We start from the raw sequence: 15,547 nt of genomic DNA on the forward strand, positions 1-15,547 counted from the left end.
TCGCGCCTGTTAGAATGCCGCCTCCCCGTGCCCGTCCTGCTGTCGAACTGGAGATCACCCCATGTCGTCCCCTTTGCCATCCCTCGCCTTTGCCGGTCTCGGCCTGATGGGGCTCCCCATGACGCGCCGCCTGCTCGCCGCGGGCTATCCGCTGGCCGTGTGGAACCGCTCCGCCGGCAAGCGTCAGCTGCTGGCCACCGAAGGCGCTACGGCCGTGGAAACACCCGCGCAGCTGGGCGCCAACGCCGAGGTGGTGATGCTCTGTCTGGCCGATACCGCCGCCGTGCGCGAAGTGGTGTTCGGCGCCGGCGGCATTGTCGAGAGCGCCCGCGCCGGCCAGGTGCTGGTGGACTTCTCCAGCCTCGAACCGGCCGCCACCCGCGAGATGGCCGCCGAGCTGGAAGCGCGCACCGGCATGCGCTGGGTCGATGCGCCGGTTTCCGGCGGCACGCCAGGCGCCGAGGCCGGCACCCTGGCGATCATGGCCGGCGGTCGCGTCGAGGATATCGAGCGCGTGCGGCCGATCCTCGCCCACCTCGGCCAGCGCCTGACGCGCATGGGGGATGTAGGCGCCGGGCAGGTGACTAAGGTGTGCAACCAGATGATCGTCGCCTGCAATGCCCTGGTGATCGCCGAAGTGGTGGCGCTGGCGGAGCAGTCCGGCGTCGATGCCAGCCTGATCGCCCCAGCACTGGCCGGCGGTTTCGCCGATTCCAAGCCCCTGCAGATCCTTGCCCCGCAGATGGCCGAGAGCCGCTTCGAACCGGTGAAATGGCACGTGCGCACATTGCTCAAGGACCTGGATACCGCCGTCAGGCTTTCCCGCGAGGAAGGCTCGGCCACGCCCATGAGCGGCCTTGCCGCGCAGCTGATGCGCCTGCATGGCAGTCAGGGCAATCTCGAACGCGACCCGGCTACCCTGGTCGAGCAATACCGTCAGCCAAAGGAATTCCCCGCATGAAACTCTGCGCCAACCTGTCCCTGCTGTTCACCGAAGTCCCGCTGCTGCAGCGTATCGACGCCGCCGCCAAGGCCGGTTTCGAGGGCGTGGAGATCCAGTTTCCCTACGACGTCCCCGCACAGGACCTGAAAGCTGCACTGGACGAAGCCGGCCTGCCGCTGGTGCTGATCAACCTGCCGGCTGGTGACTTGATGCAGGGAGGTCCCGGCATCGCCGCCGTGCCGGAACGTGCGGCGGAGTTCGAAGCGGCGCTGGCCAAGGCGCTGGACTATGCGCGCATCGTCAAGCCGCAGCACATCAACGTGCTGGCCGGCCGGCTGGTCGAGGGGCAGGAGCGCGAGGTCGCGCTGCAGACCCTCGCCGAGCGCCTGCGCACCACCTGCGATGCCTTCGCCGGCAGCGGCACCGACGTGCTGATGGAAGCCATCAACTGCCACGACATGAAGGACTTCCTGCTCAACACCCCCGAGCACCTGCAGGACATGCTCGAACGCGTGGCGCGGGAAAACCTGCGCGCGCAGCTGGACCTCTACCACATGACACGCATGGGCCTGGAACTGGTCGATTGCATCTACGCGCTGATGGGGCAGATCGGCCACGTGCAGTTCGCCGACTACCCCGAGCGCGGCGAGCCGGGCTCGGGCGAGATGGAGTTCGCAGTACCGCTGCAGGTACTCGACGATGTCGGCTACGACGGCTGGCTGGGCGCCGAGTACCGCCCCACCGGCACCACCGCCGACTCCCTGCGCTGGCTGCCGCGCTGGCGCGCCGGCAAGTTCGACTTCTGAGCCTGGATCACGGCCCTCAGGCCTGGCTGCGCAGCAGCGCCGAGTCGCTGTCTTCGCGGTAGGCGTCGAGGAACTCCACCAGTGCGGAGAGGGGCAAGGGCCGGCTGAACAGGTAGCCCTGGGCGAGCTCGCAATGGTTGTCGCGCAGGAACGCCAGTTGTTGCGCGTGCTCCACGCCCTCGGCGATCACCTTAAGGTGCAGCTTCTGCGCCATGGCAATGATGGCCTGGGCGATCTCGCTGTCACGCCGTGATTGCGGCACGTCGCGGATGAAGGAACGGTCCACCTTCAGCGCATCCAGCGGCAGCTGGCGCAGGTAGGACAGTGACGAATAGCCGGTGCCGAAGTCGTCGATGGACAGGCTCACGCCCAGATCGCGCAGGCGATTGAGCAGCGGGATGGCCTGGCTGATGTTTGACATCACGGCGTTCTCGGTGACTTCCATCTCCAGGTAATGCGCGGCGAGGCCGGTGTCGGCGAGGGTCTGCTGGACCTCATCGACCAGCCCCTCGCGGCCCAGGTTGCTGGCGCAGCAGTTCACCGCCACCCGCAGGTCCTTGTAGCCCAGGTCGTGCAGGCGGCGCAGGTCCTCGCAGGCGCGGCGCAGCACCCAGGCATCCAGCGCGCCGATCAGCCCGTTGGCAGTCGCCAGCCCGATGAAGCGATCCGGTGCCAGCAGGCCGTGGGTCGGGTGCTTCCAGCGCACCAGGGCTTCGAGCTGCTCCACTTCGCCGTGGTCGATGCGCAGGATGGGTTGGTAGTAGAGCACCAGTTCGTCGTCCCACAGTGCCTTGCGCAATTCCTCTTCCAGCTGAAGTTCCTGGGTCGCCTTGGTTTTCAGGTGCGGACTGAAGAAATGCGTGGCATTGCGGCCGTTGCCCTTGGACTGGTACAGCGCTAGGTCGGCGTGCTTGAGCAGTTCCTCGGGCTGCTCGCTGTCGTTGGGGAAGAGGCTGATACCGACGCTCATGGTCATCACCAGGCTGCGCCCGGCAATGCTGATCGGCTCCTTCATGCGTTGCATCAGACGCTGGGCGAGGATGCGCGCTTCGTGATCTTCGCCAAGGTCCGCGAGGATGCAGAACTCGTCGCCACCAAAGCGCGCCAGCAGGTCTGTGCTGCGCAGCGCGCTGCGGATGCGCTCGGAGACGATGCACAGCAGTTCATCGCCAGCGGCGTGGCCGAGGGAGTCGTTGACCCGCTTGAAGTGGTCCAGGTCCAGCAGGATGACTGCCATCCCCTGGGCCTTCTGCCGGTTGCGTTGCAGGCGGGCCTCGAACTCGTCATTGAGTGCGTTGCGGTTATGCAGGCCGGTGAGGCCGTCGAAGCGCGCCAGTTTCTGCAGCGAGGCGTTGGCACTGTCCAACTGGTTGAGCAGTGCGTTGACCCGGCTCAGCTCGCTCACCTTGCTTTCCAGGCTGTCCTCGATCCAGGCCGCCCAGAGCCCGGCCAGCACCACGGCCAGCGCCAGCAGGCCGACCATCAGTCCGAGCTGGATGGCGTTGTTGCGCCCCAGGTCTGCTACCGGCGCTACCCAGCTGGGCAGGGTCAGGGTCAGTGCGGCCATGCCGGTGAAGTGCATGCTGGAGATGGCTCCGCCCAGCAGCAGGCTGGCGAGTATCTGGTAGATCCACTGGCGGCCTGCCGGCTGGCGATTGAGCACCGGCGCCAGTACCAGCGCGACGAAGGCCACCAGCACGGCCATCAGCACCGAGAGGGTGACCAGCAGCGGATCGTAGTGCTGCATCGGTGGTGACTCGATGGCGGCCATGCCGGTGTAGTGCATGCCGGCGATGCTGGCGCCGATGCAGCAGGCGGCCAGCAGATACTGCAGCGGGCTCAGCCCGGCGTGGGCGAGCAGGCGCATGGCAATCACGCAGATGGCGACGGCGATGAGCAGCGAAAGCAGCGTCAGGCCGCCTGAGAAATGCAGTGGCACCGAAGCGTGGAAGGCCAGCATGGAAACGAAGTGCATCGACCAGATGCCGCTGCCCAGACAGATGCCGCCGACCCATTGCCAGCGGTGTGCGTGTTGCGGAGCCCGGACCATCCTCGCCGTGATGTTCAACGCGACGAAGCTGGCGACGCAGGCAATCAGGATGGCCAGCAGGACCAGTCCGGGGTTGTGAGAACACTCCAGCAGCACAGCATCGGGTACGGCGTCCTGGTGCCAGTCCATGGGCGGGATGCTCCGGATGTCGGGGAGGAGGCAGATTGATATCACTTTGCTTCAAGTCTAGGAAGCCAGGATGACGCTGCAAGGAACTCGTTGAATTTTCGGTGTAATGCCGGAAGGTGCGCGACGTACGGTAGTACCAGGTGGTCTGCCTGTCCCGGATTCGACCACTGGCCGAAAGCTTGTAGCCAACTTGACACTTTTTTGACTAACTGCCCGCTAGAGTTGCGCCGCCGGCCGGCAGGGTCGGCCATCCCATTTCCTATCCGACTATCGATGTAAGGAGTGCGCTCGATGTCCGAGGGCAAGCGCCGCCTCTTCCCCCAGGTCAGTTCCGCGCGGCTGGTCCTGCTGTTCTCGCTGGCACTGGTGCTGTTCTACAACTTCGCCACCTGGCGGGCGCTGAACAGCCTGGTGCCCATGGAAGGCCTCTGGGGCGTGGCGTTCTTCGCCTCGTTCGGCTTCTTCCTGTGGGCGGCCTTCACCCTGCTGCTGACCCTGGTGTCTTTCCGCCCGCTGCTCAAGCCGGCATTGACCCTGGTGGCGCTGGTGTCGGCGGCCGCGGCGTACTTCATGAACTCCTACGGTGTCGTGATTGATACCGTGATGGTGCAGAACGTGGTCGAGACCAACCCCGGCGAAGCCGCTGCGTTGTTCAGTGCACGCATGTTCGGTTACCTGCTGGTGCTCGGCGTGCTCCCGGCGGCGATCATCTGGCTGACGCCGGTGCGCTACAGCCCGTTCTTCCGTGGCCTGCTGAACAAGGTGCTGGTGATCTTCGGCTGCCTGGTGGTGGTCGCCGTCTGCGTGGGGACGTTCTATTCCACCTACGCCCCGGTGTTCCGCCAGGAAGAGAAGCTGACCCACTTCATCAACCCGACCAACTACATCTACGCGGTGAGCAAGTTCACCAAGCAGCGCCTGGGCATCAAGGAAAACCTGGTGGTGCAGCCCATCGGCGAGGACGCAGTGATGCCGCGCAAGGTGAGTGCCGATGGCCGCAAGTCGCTGATGATCTTCGTAGTCGGTGAAACCGCCCGCGCGGACCACTTTTCCCTCAACGGCTACGCCCGCGACACCAACCCGGAACTGAAGAAACTCGACATCCTCAACTTCACCAACGTCAGCTCCTGCGGCACTTCTACCGCGGTGTCGGTGCCCTGCATGTTCTCCAGGTTCCCCCGCGAGGACTACAGCGACAAGAAGGGCAAGACCAACCAGGGCCTGCTGGACATCCTCCAGCGCGTCGGCGTGTCGGTGCTCTGGCTGGACAACAACAGCGACTGCAAGGGCACCTGCCTGCGCGTGCCCAATCGCGATATTCCGAAGGACCAGCCCGGCCCGTTCTGCGACGGCAAGAACTGCCTGGACGAAGCCCTGCTGCAGAACCTGCAGGCCTACATCGACGGCCTGAAGGACAACGCCATCATCGTCCTGCACGCCGACGGCAGCCACGGCCCGGAATACTACGAGCGCTATCCCAAGTCGCTGGAGCGCTTCACCCCGGTGTGCCGCACCAACCAGCTGGGCAGTTGCAGCAGCGAGGAGCTGGTGAACGTCTACGACAACACCATCCTCTACACCGACTTCTTCCTGTCCAGGGTGGTCGAGTTGCTCAAGCAGAACCAGGAGCGCTTCGACACCTCGATGGTCTATGTGTCGGACCACGGCGAGTCGCTGGGCGAGAATGGCGTCTACCTGCATGCCGCGCCCTATGCCATCGCCCCGAAGGCGCAGACCCACGTGCCCATGGTGATGTGGTTCGGCAGCGGTGCGCTGGGTGGCATGGGCGTGGATCGCGGTTGCCTGGAGAAGAAGGCCGACGGTGCCGAGCTGAGCCACGACAACCTGTTCCACTCGGTGCTCGGTCTCTACGGCGTGCACACCAGCCTGTACCAGCCGGACCTGGATATCTTCCACTCCTGCAAGCGCGACATGACTGCCGCGCAATGACTTGAGGGCCGGCCTGAACGGCGGCCATGAAAAAGGCCCTGCGGCGAGAACCGCAGGGCCTTTTGTCTTTGCGTGGGCTGTTACTTCTCGCGAACCAGCAGCACCGGGCGGTTGCTGACGCGCAGCAGGCCTTCGGCCACGCTGCCCAGCATCAGTCGGCGCACGCCACGGCGGCCGTGGGTGCCCATGACGATGATGTCGGCCTTGGAAGCTTCGGCCTCGACCTCGATGCGCTCGGCGATCTCTTCGCTGGCGCGTTCCTGGCAGACCCGCTCGAAGCTGGTTTTCACCGGGAACTCGGCGACCTTGTCCTTCGCCTTGGCGAGGATGTCATCGGCAGCCTTCAGCGCGGCTTCGCGCAGCGGCTCCGGGTTGTAGTACACGGCGTAGTCGGGCAGATGGCGCAGCGGGCTGTCGACGATGGTGATGACCCGCAGCTCGCCGCCGCTCAGCTGGGCCAGCTTGGCCGCTTCGACCAGGGCACGGTCGGAAACCGGGCTGCCGTCCACCGCTACCAGAATGCGCTCGTACATGATGTGTTCCCTCAATGAGTGGCTTGGTAAGGAAACTCTATCCCCCCATGGGTGAGATTCCCTTGCGCAGCGTCAATGGTAGTCGGTGTGTCCGATCGTGCCGGGAATAGAGCGGCGTAACGGGGTGTTTCGAAGTCGGCCGGCGCGCCGGCCAGGCATGAAAAAAGCCGCCACCGGTTGCCCGGTGGCGGCTTCTTCATGGCGCGATGGCGGGGATCAGCCTGCGACCAGTACGCGGATCGCTTCCAGGCGCAGGGAGGCCTTGTCCAGCAGCGCCAGGCTGTCGTCGCGCTGCTTGCGCAGGGCGTCCAGCTCGCTGTCGCGGACGCTGGGGTTGACGGCCTTGAGCGCGGTCAGGCGCGCCAGTTCCTCGTCCAGGGTCGCGGTCAGCTGCTGGCGGGCCGCTTCGACGCGCTCGGCATGGCGCGGGGTGATCTTGGTCTCGGCCTGGGCGAACTGCTTGGCCAGCACATCACGCTGCGCCTGCACGAACTTGTTGGCGCTGGCGCGCGGCACGCTTTCCAGCTGGTCGTTCAGGGTCTCGAAGGACACACGCGAGGACAGGTCGTTGCCGTTGGCGTCCATCAGGCAGCGCAGCGCCACCGGCGGCAGGAAGCGGCCAAGCTGCAGCTTGCGCGGCGCCACGGCTTCGCTGACGAACAGGAGTTCCAGCAGCACGGTGCCGGGCTTGAGCGCCTTGTTCTTGATCAGCGCCACCGAGGTGTTGCCCAGCGAGCCGGACAGCACCAGGTCCATGCCGCCCTGCACCATGGGGTGTTCCCAGGTGAGGAACTGCATGTCTTCGCGGGCCAGGGCCTGGGCGCGGTCGTAGGTGACGGTCACGCCTTCGTCGTCGCCCAGTGGGAAGCTGGCGTCGAGCATCTTCTCGCTCGGGCGCAGGATCAGCGCGTTCTCGGAGTGGTCCTCGCTGTCGATGCCGTAGGTGTCGAACAGGCGCTCCATGTAGATCGGCAGGGCGAACTGGTCGTCCTGCTCCTCGATTTCTTCCACCAGCGCCTCGCCCTCGCCAGCGCCGCCGGAGTTCAGCTCCAGCAGGCGGTCGCGGCCGTTGTGCATTTCGGCTTCCAACGCTTCGCGGGCGGCGGTGCCTTCGGCCAGCAGGGCCTCGAAGGCGTCGTCGTCGCCGCCGTCCAGCAGTTCCACCAGACGCGGGCCGAAGCGATGCTGCAGGGCGTTGCCGGTGGGGCAGGTATTGAGGAAGGCGTTGAGTGCCTGGTGGTACCACTGGAACAGGCGTTCCTGCGGACTGTTCTCCAGGTGCGGCACGTGGATCTGGATGGTGTGCTTCTGGCCGATCCGGTCGAGGCGGCCGATGCGCTGCTCCAGCTGGTCCGGGTGGGCCGGCAGGTCGAACAGCACCAGGTGATGGGCGAACTGGAAGTTGCGGCCTTCGCTGCCGATTTCCGAACAGATCAGCACCTGAGCGCCGAATTCTTCATCGGCGAAGTAGGCGGCGGAGCGGTCGCGCTCGAGGATGCTCATGCCCTCGTGGAACGCGCTGGCCGGGATGCCGGACTTCACGCGCAGCGCGTCGCCCAGGTCCAGGGCGGTCTCGGCGTGGGCGCAGATCACCAGCACCTTGTACTGCTTGAGCATCTTCAGGGTGTCGATCAGCCAGTCGACGCGCGGGTCGAAGCGCCACCAGCGGGCGTTCTCGTCGCCGTCCTCGGCCTGGGCCTGGAAGCTGACTTCCGGGTAGAGGTCCGGGTGCTCGCCCAGCGGCAGTTCCATGTACTCGATCGGGTTGGTCAGCACGTAGGGATGCAGCTGGCGCTCCGGGAAGCCCTGCACGGCGGCGCGGGTGTTGCGGAACAGCACGCGGCCGGTGCCGTGGCGGTCGAGCAGCTCGCGTACCAGGCGGGCGCGGGCGTCTTCATTGCCGGCCTCGACGCTGGCCAGCAGCTCGTCGCCCGCGCTGCCGAGGAAGCCGTGGATGGCCTGGCGAGCGGCGGGGGAGAGGCTGCCCTGGTCCACCAGCTCCTGCACCGCTTCGGCGACCGGGCGGTACTGGGTGCTTTCGGTGCGGAAGGCTTCCAGGTCGTGGAAACGGTCCGGGTCGAGCAGGCGCAGACGGGCGAAGTGGCTGTCCAGGCCGAGCTGTTCCGGGGTCGCAGTGAGCAGCAGCACGCCGGGGATGACCTGGGACAGTTGCTCGACCAGTTGGTATTCGGGGCTGGCCTGTTCCGGATGCCACACGAGGTGATGGGCTTCGTCGACCACCAGCAGGTCCCACTCGGCGGCGAACAGCGCGTCCTGGGCCTTCTCGTCCTCGCGCAGCCACTCCAGTGCCACCAGGGCCAGCTGGGTGTCTTCGAAGGGGTTGCTGGCATCGCTCTCGACGAAACGCTCGCGGTCGAACAGCGCGACTTCCAGGTTGAAGCGCCGACGCATTTCCACCAGCCACTGGTGCTGCAGGTTTTCCGGCACCAGGATCAGTACGCGGCTGGCGCGGCCGGAGAGCAGCTGGCGATGGATCACCAGGCCCGCTTCGATGGTCTTGCCCAGGCCCACTTCGTCGGCCAGCAGGACGCGCGGCGCCATGCGGTCGGCGACTTCACGGGCGATGTGCAGCTGGTGCGCGATGGGTTGCGCGCGGGCGCCACCCAGGCCCCAGAGGGATGACTGCAGCAGACGGGTACGGTGTTCCAGGGTGTGGTAGCGCAGGCCGAACCAGGACATCGGGTCGATCTGCCCGGCGAACAGGCGGTCGCTGGCCAGGCGGAACTGGATGAAGTTCGACAGCTGGGTTTCCGGGACGGTGTGCTGCTCGTTCTGCGCGGTGATGCCGTGGTAGATCAGCAGGCCGTCGATCTCGTCCACTTCGCGGACGGTCATCTTCCAGCCTTCGAAATGGGTGATCTGATCGCCCGGGGCGAAGCGCACACGGGTCAGCGGCGCATTGCGCTCGGCGTACTGGCGGGTATCACCGGTGGCGGGATAGAGCACCGTGAGCATGCGGCCGTCCAGCGCCAGGATGGTCCCCAGCCCGAGTTCCGCTTCACTGTCGCTGATCCAGCGTTGACCGGGTTGATACTGCGCCATGGACACCTCCCAAAAAAAGCCGGCTATGGTACCGGAACGCGCAGCGTTCAGCGATGGCCGTCGGCACCTCCGGTCGCCCGAATCATCGGCAAGAGCAGTTGGAGGCACGCACTCATCGCGAATCGTGGAAAGTGTAGCGAGGCGCACTCAAGTCTGTAGTGCTCCGGCCGATAGCCTGACCAGAGGACTTGTCAGCGCACTTCTCCACAGGGCTTGCCCCCAGGAACCATCGATGCTGCCGCCCATTCCCCATAGTCTGGCACCCGTCACTGCCCAGCAGGACGTGCCCAAGCCGCGACCGGATGTCGCTCCGGTGACGCCGCCTGCACCCAGCGCGGGTAATGCCGGCGTGGAGCTGGAGCGTCGCCCTGACGAGCAGGCGCTGCGCGAGGAATACCAGCGCCGGCGCAAGCGTCGCCAGCTCGCTGACGGTACACCCGAGGGCGAGGCGCTGGAGGAACTGGAGGAAGTCGAGGAACTGGGCGAAGACGTGCAGGCCGCCCAGCGCAAGGGGCTGTGGATCGATGTCGAGGTCTGACGCGGCGGGGGAGTAGACTGGCCCCATTGCTGAGTACCTGAGCTTTCCATGCTGTTCGACGACGCCCCGATCCTTCTCCCCGATGCCGAGCTGCGCCTGGTCCCCGACTGGTGCCCGCCGTCGCGCGCGGCCCAGTGGCTGGAGCAATTGCTCGAACAGACGCCCTGGGAACAGACCATCGTGCACCTGCACGGGCGCGATTACCCGGTGCCGCGCCTGGTCAACTGGTACGGCGATCCCGAGGCTTTCTATACCTATTCCGGCCAGACCCACGTGCCGCTGCCCTGGACGCCGCTGCTGGCGGAAATCCGCTCGGCGGTGGAACAGGCCGCCGGCCAGCGTTTCAACGGCGTGCTGCTCAACTACTACCGCGATGGCCAGGACTCCATGGGCTGGCACAGCGACGACGAGCCGGAACTGGGGCGCAACCCGGTGGTGGCCTCGCTGAACCTTGGCGGTACGCGGCGCTTCGATCTGCGGCGCAAGGGGCGAAACACAATCGAACACTCCATCGAGTTGTCCGGCGGATCGCTGCTGGTCATGTCTGGCGCGACACAGCATTATTGGCAACATCAGGTTGCCAAGACGCGCCGTCCGGTTGCTCCGCGCCTGAATCTGACTTTCCGCCTGGTGCACGCCCTGCCATGAGCAACGACGACAAGCTGATCGACTTCACCGCCGAGCGCGACAAGCGCATCCACGACGTGCACGAAAAGCGTCTGCAGGACGTGCGCAAGGCCTTCGAGCAGGCGCTGCCGCTGGGCAAGCCGCGCAAGAAGGGCAAGAGCAAGCCCAAGAAACGCTGATTTACCCCCTCCCAGGGCCGCAAGGCCCCGCTCTGCGCGGCTTCCCGCCGCACCCGACACCCTCCGGAACTTGACCTGCGTCAGTGCTCCGGCCCTCCCCGGAAAGCGCCTGGTCGACCATTGATCCAGGTCAATTGGTCCCGCCCGGCCGCCGGTAATCTGCACACATCCCCAGACGATGTAGGCAACAGGAGGCCAGCATCATGTTCATCGACGAAGTGGTTCTCGCAGGCGTCCTTACCGTTGGCCTCATGGTTCTGTTCTTCGGTGGGGTCGGAATTTTCATCTGGAAGGACAGCCACAAGAAGGGCTGATCCTTACGGATACACAGAGCACGCAAGGCACTTCGGGCGACTTAGGTCGCCCGTTTTTTTTGCCTCGACGAAAGTCGGGATGACATATTGTTAGCCTGCTAATAATATTATCGACAACGATTCCGTCATCCCCGTTGCCGGCTATCTTTAAGCGATAGATCCGGATCCTTTCGAGAGACCGCGTGCGACCTACGCTACAGGCATTCCTCGCGCCGGATACGCTGGCGCTGAAATTCGCGATCAAGACCCTCCTGGCCGGCGGCCTGGCGCTCTGGTGCGCCTTCCGTTTCGACCTGGAGCAGCCGCAGTGGGCGCTGATGACGGTGTTCATCGTGTCCCAGCCGTTGTCGGGGATGGTCGTGGCCAAGGGCATCTTCCGGCTGATCGGGACCCTGATCGGCACGGTCATGTCGGTGGTGATGCTCGCGCTGTTCGCCCAGACGCCCTGGCTGTTCCTGCTGGCCATCTCGCTTTGGCTCGGCCTCTGTACCGCCGCTTCCACTTCCCTGCGCAACCACGTCTCTTACGCGTTCGTGCTATCGGGCTATACCGTGGCGATCATCGGTCTGCCGGCAATCAGTCACCCGCTGGATGTCTTCGACCAGGCTGTGGCGCGCAGTACGGAAATCTGCCTGGGGATTCTCTGCGCTTCGGCGGTCAGCGCCATCCTCTGGCCGCGCCGCGTCGAGGCCAACCTGGACAAGCAGGCCCACGCCACCTGGCTCACCGGCATGCAGGCCGCGCGCAGTGAGATCGATGCCGACGCGCGGCAGATAAAGGGACTGCTGCAGGCGCTGGGCAAGATCGTCGAAGTCGATGTGCAGCGTGACCACGCCTGGTTCGAGGGCTACCGCGGGCGGATGCGTTCGCGTGCGCTGCGGATTCTTTCCCGCGACCTGCTCAGCCTGCTGCGCACCGCACGCGGTGTGGCCCGCCAGCGCAGCGTGCTGGATGCCGAGGACCGCGCGCGCCTGCAACCCTGGTACGAGGAGCTGCGCGCTACCCTGGAGGACCCGCAAGTCGACGCCATGCGCTCGCTGCAGGAACGGTTGCAGGAGGCCGGCCTGAATGAAAGCTACTCCAACGACCTGCGCTACTGCCTGACCCGCTGCGCGCTGCTGCTGCTCAAGGCGCTGAACTCGGAGAAGACCATGCGCGCGGTGGCGGACGGGCGGGTGGACGATGTCGCCACCGGCACCCTGTCCTGGCACCGCGACTGGCTCATGGCGCTGTTCTATGGCCTGCGCAGCGCGCTGGCGCTGCTGGGCATGTCGGCCTTCTGGATGGCCACCGCCTGGCCGGCGGCTACCGGCGGCATGTTGCTCGCGGCGGTAATCTGCAGCCTGTTCGCCAACCGCGACAACGCCGTCACCATCGGCCTGGGCTTCCTGCGCGGCATCCTCTACGCGATTCCGGCGGCCGCCATCGTCAGCCAATGGCTGCTGCCACAGTGGAACGGTTTCCCGCTGCTCTGCCTGGCGCTGGGCGTGCCGCTGTTCTTCGCCCTGCTGGGCATGGCCACGCCGGCGCTGGCGGGTACGGCGACATCCTTCTCGATCCACTTCATCACCCTGGTGGCGCCGAGCAACGTGATGAAGTACGACCTGGCCAACCTCCTCAATTCGGCGCAGGGCATCGTCATCGGCGTCGGCTTCGCCGTGCTGGTGTTCCGCCTGCTCACGCTGCCGGCGGACTGGCTCAACCGGCGGCTGATCCAGGCCACCTGCGAAGACCTCGGACGCCTGACCCGGCGGCCGCTGGCCGAAGCCGAGAGCTGGTTCGGCGGGCGCATGGCCGACCGCCTGATCCGCCTGGCGCGGCACTACACCCTGTTGCCGAAGGAGGAGCAGCGGCGCTGGCAGGATGGTCTGTTGGCGCTGGACCTGGGCAACGAGCTGATCCATCTGCGTTCCTGCCTCAGCGGCGCCCAGGGGCAGTTGCGCAAGCGGCGCGACCAGTTCCTCGGCGCGCTGGGCAGCGTGCTGGAAAAAGGCCCCGGAGGCGGGCGCGAGCAGCGCCTGGAAAGCCTCTGCCCGCCTCTGGAAGAAGCCCTCGCGCACGATCTGCAGGGCGACAACGAACCCAACCGCCTGGCCCGTGCCGCGCTGGCGCAATTGCGCCATACCTGGCGCCAGTGGTGCCGTCTGGAGGACGCCAATGGGACTGCATGAGTTCGGCTGGGGCGGAGTGTTCCTGAGCCCGCTGTTCATCTATGCGGTGCTTGCCCTGGGCCTGACGGTCGTATTGCGCCTGCTGCTGCAGGCCACCCCCTTCGGGCGCTGGATCTGGCACGAGGCGCTGTTCGACTGCGCGTTGTTCGTGCTGATTCTCTGCGCCATCACCTGGGCGCTCAGCGCAGCGCCTTGAGAGGAGAAGCTGTATGCGCGGATACCTTCGCGTAACCGTCACCATCGTCCTGGTCATTGCCGCCGTCCTGGCCGGTACCTGGCTGTGGCGCTACTACATGCTGTCGCCCTGGACCCGAGATGCGCGCGTGCGTGCCGACGTGGTGGTGATAGCTCCGGACGTTTCCGGCTGGGTCACCGACCTCGCCGTGCAGGACAACCAGCAGGTCAAGGCTGGCGACCTGATCATGCGCATTGACCACGAGCGCTACGCGGCGAACCTGGAGCAGGCCAAGGCCCTGGCCGAGACCCGGCACCAGCAGTACCTGCTGCGCGTGAGCGAGGCTTCGCGGCGCAGCAAGCTGGGCATCGCGGCGATCAGCGCGGAGGACAAGGAAACCGCGCAGATCAATGCTTCCATCGCCAAGAGCGAATACGACGAGGCACAGGCCCAGGTGCGCCTGGCACAACTGAACCTGACTCGCAGCGAGATGCGCGCCCCGCGCGACGGGCAGATCACCAACCTGCGGCTGGCCCAGGGCAACTATGTGCAGGCCGGCCAGGCGATGATGGCGCTGGTGGATCAGAAGTCCTTCTATGTCACCGCCTACTTCGAGGAAACCAAGTTGCCCGGCATTCGCATCGGCCAGCCGGCGCGGGTGGTGCTGATGAGCGGCGACATCGCCATCGAAGGCACGGTGGAAAGCATCAGCAGCGGCATCACCGACCGCAACGCGATCCCCGACAGCCAGCTGCTGGCCAACGTCGAACCGACCTTCAACTGGGTGCGCCTGGCCCAGCGCATCCCGGTGCGTATCCACCTCGACAAGGTGCCCGAGGGCGTACATCTGAGCGCCGGCATGACCGCCAGCGTCACCGTAAAACCGTGAGCGGGGCGTCTGCCCGCTCGCGCTGCAGCCAGCAGGACAAGGACGCGCAGAAGATCGACGCGGTGACCAGCGAGACGCCCACCCAGGGCGTCCAGGCGATGCCGGCCAGGCTGATCACCGCACCGCCCAGCGCTGCGCCGAGGGCCACGCCCAGGTGCATGGCCGAGGTGTTCAGCGCCACCCCGGCGCTGCCGCTGACCGGGTCGCTGGCCAGCAGGTAGCTCTGCACCGCCGGCGAGATCATCCAGCTGATGGTGCTCCAGACCATCAGCGCACCGAGCAGCAGCCACGGGTGGCCGAGGCTCAGCGGGATTGCCAGCATCGCCAGGGCGAACAGCGCCGGCACCACCAGCAGCGCGCGGCGATGGCCGAGGTGGTCGCTCAGCCAGCCGCCCAGGTAGCCGCCACCGATGGCCGCCAGGCCGATCAGCAGCAGGGTGAGCGCGATGCCCTGGCTGTCGGTGATCCCGGCGACCTGCTGGAACCACGGGGTGATGTAGGCGAACAGGGTGAAGTGCCCGCCCAGCAGCAGGATCGACACCAGTTGTGCCAGGTTCAGCGCCGGGTTGCGCAGCTGGCGCTGGTAGGCCGCGCCATTGGCCGGGCTATCCAGTGTGCGGCGGGGCAGGGCGATCCGCAGCAGCGCGGCCAGCGGCAGCGAGTAGAGGGCAATGGCGGCGAAGATCCAGCGCCAGCCGAACCCGTCATTGACCAGCACGCCGGCCGGCACGCCGAACACCAGCGAGCCGCTGATGCCCATGAAGATCAGGCCGATGGCGCGCCCGCGCTGGACCGGCGGCGCCAGCTCCACCGCCAGCAGGCTGGCCTGCATGATCAGCAGCCCGCAGCAGGCGGCCATGCCGATGCGCATCAGCAGCAGCGAAACGTAGCCGGGACTCAGCGCAGCGCCCGCGTTGAACGCGGCGAATACCAGCAGGGTGATGACCAGCAGCCGGCGGCAGTCGGCGCCACGGGTGAGCCAGCCGAGCAAGGGCGCGGCGATGGCGAAGCTCAGGGAGAACAGGCTGGTGAGCTGCCCGGCGAGACTGAGGGAGACGTGCAGATCGGCGGCGAGCGAGGGCAGGATGCCGGTGAGGATGGCCTCGGCGAGGCCCGCGGCGAAGGTGCAGAAGGACAGCAACAGCAGTCGAAGGTCCATGGCGGCTCCGATTCCCGGTGA

Annotated in this window: 14 protein-coding genes; 10 read left to right on the forward strand and 4 right to left on the reverse strand. The window is 66.3% G+C overall.

Annotated features, from left to right (window positions below; all coding sequences use genetic code 11):
- Positions 1-61 precede the first annotated feature (61 nt).
- Complete coding sequence (locus IB256_RS02325) at positions 62-961, forward strand: NAD(P)-dependent oxidoreductase (protein WP_192401139.1); 900 nt, start codon at positions 62-64, stop codon at positions 959-961.
- Positions 958-1,749, forward strand: coding sequence for a hydroxypyruvate isomerase family protein (locus IB256_RS02330; RefSeq protein WP_192401142.1), 792 nt, complete (start codon positions 958-960; stop codon positions 1,747-1,749). Before IB256_RS02325 ends, IB256_RS02330 begins: the two co-directional genes overlap by 4 nt.
- Before the next feature lie 16 nt (positions 1,750-1,765).
- On the opposite strand, the gene IB256_RS02335 is transcribed toward IB256_RS02330, so the two are convergent.
- Positions 1,766-3,928: a putative bifunctional diguanylate cyclase/phosphodiesterase gene (locus tag IB256_RS02335; protein ID WP_192401144.1), complete on the reverse strand. Its 2,163-nt coding sequence runs from the start codon at positions 3,926-3,928 to the stop codon at positions 1,766-1,768.
- A 291-nt stretch (positions 3,929-4,219) separates the two neighbouring features.
- Here IB256_RS02335 and IB256_RS02340 point away from each other — a divergent pair, with 291 nt between their 5' ends.
- A complete protein-coding gene (locus IB256_RS02340; protein ID WP_192291482.1) occupies positions 4,220-5,878 on the forward strand; it encodes a phosphoethanolamine transferase in 1,659 nt (552 codons plus the stop codon).
- A gap of 80 nt (positions 5,879-5,958) precedes the next feature.
- Here IB256_RS02340 and IB256_RS02345 read toward each other — a convergent pair whose 3' ends face one another.
- Together IB256_RS02345 and rapA are read right to left on the reverse strand one after the other, a co-directional pair.
- On the reverse strand, positions 5,959-6,411 hold the full coding sequence (locus IB256_RS02345) for a universal stress protein (RefSeq protein ID WP_081515874.1): 453 nt from the start codon (positions 6,409-6,411) through the stop codon (positions 5,959-5,961).
- A 216-nt stretch (positions 6,412-6,627) separates the two neighbouring features.
- Positions 6,628-9,480: an RNA polymerase-associated protein RapA gene (rapA, locus tag IB256_RS02350; RefSeq protein ID WP_192291480.1), complete on the reverse strand. Its 2,853-nt coding sequence runs from the start codon at positions 9,478-9,480 to the stop codon at positions 6,628-6,630.
- A 226-nt stretch (positions 9,481-9,706) separates the two neighbouring features.
- Here rapA and IB256_RS02355 point away from each other — a divergent pair, with 226 nt between their 5' ends.
- The 7 genes from IB256_RS02355 to IB256_RS02380 all read left to right on the forward strand — a co-directional run bounded on the left by IB256_RS02355 (position 9,707) and on the right by IB256_RS02380 (position 14,367).
- Complete coding sequence (locus IB256_RS02355) at positions 9,707-10,012, forward strand: aspartate-semialdehyde dehydrogenase (RefSeq protein ID WP_081515872.1); 306 nt, start codon at positions 9,707-9,709, stop codon at positions 10,010-10,012.
- A gap of 48 nt (positions 10,013-10,060) precedes the next feature.
- Complete coding sequence (locus IB256_RS02360) at positions 10,061-10,660, forward strand: alpha-ketoglutarate-dependent dioxygenase AlkB family protein (RefSeq protein ID WP_192401146.1); 600 nt, start codon at positions 10,061-10,063, stop codon at positions 10,658-10,660.
- A complete protein-coding gene (locus tag IB256_RS02365; protein ID WP_088419735.1) occupies positions 10,657-10,818 on the forward strand; it encodes a hypothetical protein in 162 nt (53 codons plus the stop codon). Before IB256_RS02360 ends, IB256_RS02365 begins: the two co-directional genes overlap by 4 nt.
- Positions 10,819-11,021: 203 nt before the next feature.
- On the forward strand, positions 11,022-11,132 hold the full coding sequence (gene ccoM / locus IB256_RS30850) for a cytochrome c oxidase subunit CcoM (RefSeq protein WP_277873429.1): 111 nt from the start codon (positions 11,022-11,024) through the stop codon (positions 11,130-11,132).
- 182 nt (positions 11,133-11,314) lie between these two features.
- On the forward strand, positions 11,315-13,303 hold the full coding sequence (locus IB256_RS02370; RefSeq protein WP_192401148.1) for an FUSC family protein: 1,989 nt from the start codon (positions 11,315-11,317) through the stop codon (positions 13,301-13,303).
- Positions 13,290-13,499, forward strand: coding sequence for a DUF1656 domain-containing protein (locus IB256_RS02375; RefSeq protein ID WP_037010214.1), 210 nt, complete (start codon positions 13,290-13,292; stop codon positions 13,497-13,499). Before IB256_RS02370 ends, IB256_RS02375 begins: the two co-directional genes overlap by 14 nt.
- 13 nt (positions 13,500-13,512) lie before the next feature.
- Positions 13,513-14,367, forward strand: a complete 855-nt coding sequence (locus IB256_RS02380) for an HlyD family secretion protein (protein WP_192291474.1) — start codon at positions 13,513-13,515, stop codon at positions 14,365-14,367.
- On the opposite strand, the gene IB256_RS02385 is transcribed toward IB256_RS02380, so the two are convergent.
- Positions 14,351-15,526: an MFS transporter gene (locus tag IB256_RS02385; protein ID WP_192401150.1), complete on the reverse strand. Its 1,176-nt coding sequence runs from the start codon at positions 15,524-15,526 to the stop codon at positions 14,351-14,353. The two genes, IB256_RS02380 and IB256_RS02385, sit on opposite strands and share 17 nt — an antisense overlap.
- Between the last annotated feature and the right edge of the window lie 21 nt (positions 15,527-15,547).

It is taken from the genome of Pseudomonas sp. PDM17, assembly GCF_014851985.1.
GTDB lineage: Bacteria > Pseudomonadota > Gammaproteobacteria > Pseudomonadales > Pseudomonadaceae > Pseudomonas.